The following is a 2187-nucleotide window of genomic DNA, read 5'->3' as shown; positions in this document are numbered from 1 at the left end:
TGCTTGACGTACACCTCGTTGAGGCGGCGCTTCAGTTTGATGATGTCCTGGGCATGACGCTCGATGTCGGACGCCTGGCCCTGGAAGCCGCCGGACGGCTGGTGAACCATGATGCGGGCGTTCGGCGTGGCGAAGCGCATGTCCTTGTGGCCGGCGGTCAGGAGCAGCGAGCCCATGGAGGCCGCCTGGCCGATGCACAGCGTCGACACGGCCGGCTTGATGAATTGCATGGTATCGTAGATGGCCATGCCCGAGGTGACGACGCCACCGGGCGAATTGATGTAGAGGTTGATTTCCTTCTTCGGATTCTCGGCTTCCAGGAACAGAAGCTGCGCGCAGACCAGCGTCGCCATGCCGTCCTCGACCGGACCGGTGATGAAAATGATGCGCTCTTTGAGGAGGCGCGAGAAAATGTCGTAGGCCCGCTCGCCGCGGTTGGTCTGCTCGACCACCATCGGAACGAGGTTCATGTAGGTTTCGACGGGGTTCTTCATTCGTTATCTCTTGTCTAGCGGTGGGATTCCGGCGCCGGACATGCTGGCAACTCGGGCAGAATCGGTTCTGGATCGTTATTGTGTAAATAGGATGCCGGCTCATCCTTGTGCAAGGCCGACCCCTCCTAGCCATCTGGGTAAGTCGAATCAAGCTTTCCAGGCGAGATTCGCAACGGCGGGCGCTTCCGCCGGCTCGCGACGGCACCTGCGGCCTGACAGGTAGCAGTTTCTTAACCGCGTCACTTAACGAATGCGCCGAACCCGCTTTTCTCGCGGACCGCTTCCCCTACAATTCAACGTTGAACTTGTGTCCGCGGTTCAACAGGGGGAACGTCATGTCCAGGAAAACCGCATGCTTCGCCATGGCCGGGCTGACCATGCTCGGCTCGATTTCGCAGACGGCGGCCGGCGGCCGCGCCGTCGAATGCTATGAGCCGGTCCAAACGCCTGATGTCTATGACACGGTCTACGAGGACGTGATGATCAGTCCGCCCAGCAAGCAGGTCGACTATGAAGCGCCGATCTACGGCACGCGCGAGCGGGTGGTGATGACGGTTCCGGCACAGGTGACCTATGAGGTGGTGCCCGCAATCACCCGTACGGTCTACCACACAGTCAAGGTCGATGATGGCGGCTATTCCTGGGAATGGCGCGTCATCCACGGCCGCAAGGTGCTGTGCAAGGTCCGGCACAAGGCGCGCTATGAACGCGTCGCCGAAACGGTGGTGATCCGGCCGGAGCGCACAAGGCGCGTCGTCATTCCGGCGCAATATGACAGGATCGCCGAGGAGGTGCTGGTGCGACCGGAGCAAAGGCGCGTCATCGACATTCCCGGCGCCTACCAGACCGTCGCGCGGCGCGTGCTGGTGCGCGAAGGCTCATCCGGCTGGCGGCGCGTGCATATTCCCAGGCATTGCCAGGACTGAATTCAGGCGATTTCGGCTCGCAACCAACGTTTCAGGCCGGCAATATCGCCATCATCGACAGCCGCCGCCACACGCCGGCCGACCGCCGCCCCGAATTTATAGCCATGGCCCGAGCAGGCCGAGACGATCAGGCACTTGCCCGTCTCATGCGCCAGGAATTTCTCATCGTCCGTGAATGTGTAGGCGCAGGTGACCACTTCGGTCACCTCATACTCCTCGATGCGGGCGATCGGCGGTGAAAACAGGTTGCGGATCGCCTCGCCCTCGCCCGGCACCGGCTGCCGGTTCCAGTCGGCGTCGCTGGTCGGCACCCTGTGCAGGCCTGAACCGAATTTCATGCCGGCACCTCGGGTCAGCGGAATCATGTAGCCGTCGGTCTTGCCACCTACATCGAGGACCACGGGCGCAACTTCCCAGACGGCCTTGAGGTCCGCCGGCGGTTCGACATAGGCGAGCGCGGTTCGGTACGTCTTCAGTTCGCCGCCGAGTTCGGGGAACAGTTTCAGCACCCAGGCGCCCGCAGCGACGACGATGCGGGCGGCCTGCATCGGCTCCCCGGACGCGAGCACGATATGCCCTGCCTCTGAGGCGACCGCCGTCACCTTTCTGTTCTCGTAGACGTTGGCGCCGTTGGCGCGCAGCCACTTGGCCAGGCCGGACGCGATCTTGCGGCAATGCAGCGCGCCGCCTTCCGGCGAAAAGTAGGCGTAGCGGAACGAGCCCGGCTCCAGGAAAGGCCAGCGTTCGACCGCGGCATCAGGTTCCAG

At 63.0% G+C, this 2187-nt stretch carries 3 protein-coding genes; 1 reads left to right on the top strand and 2 read right to left on the bottom strand.

The annotated features are described in order from the left end of the window. On the bottom strand, positions 1 to 494 hold a 494-nt coding region (locus tag FJ980_RS29945; RefSeq protein WP_140547224.1), incomplete at its 3' end, for an ATP-dependent Clp protease proteolytic subunit. 335 nt (positions 495 to 829) lie between these two features. On the opposite strand from FJ980_RS29945, the gene FJ980_RS29940 reads away from it, so the two are divergent. Then, positions 830 to 1420 carry a hypothetical protein gene (locus FJ980_RS29940; protein ID WP_140547223.1) on the top strand — a complete coding sequence of 197 codons (591 nt, stop codon included), beginning with the start codon at positions 830 to 832 and terminating at the stop codon, positions 1418 to 1420. 2 nt (positions 1421 to 1422) lie between these two features. Here FJ980_RS29940 and FJ980_RS29935 read toward each other — a convergent pair. Beyond that, positions 1423 to 2187 (bottom strand): FAD-dependent oxidoreductase (locus FJ980_RS29935; protein WP_140547222.1); only part of this gene is annotated, 765 nt, incomplete at its 5' end.

Source organism: Mesorhizobium sp. B1-1-5 (assembly GCF_006443065.1).
GTDB lineage: Bacteria > Pseudomonadota > Alphaproteobacteria > Rhizobiales > Rhizobiaceae > Mesorhizobium.
The sequence above is the reverse complement of the archived record's forward strand: the minus strand, read 5'-3'. Positions and strand labels throughout refer to the sequence as shown.

Coding starts and splice junctions, on each gene's coding strand:
- FJ980_RS29940 (WP_140547223.1), top strand. CDS start 830: ATGTCCAGGAAAACCGCATGCTTCGCCATGGCCGGGCTGACCATGCTC.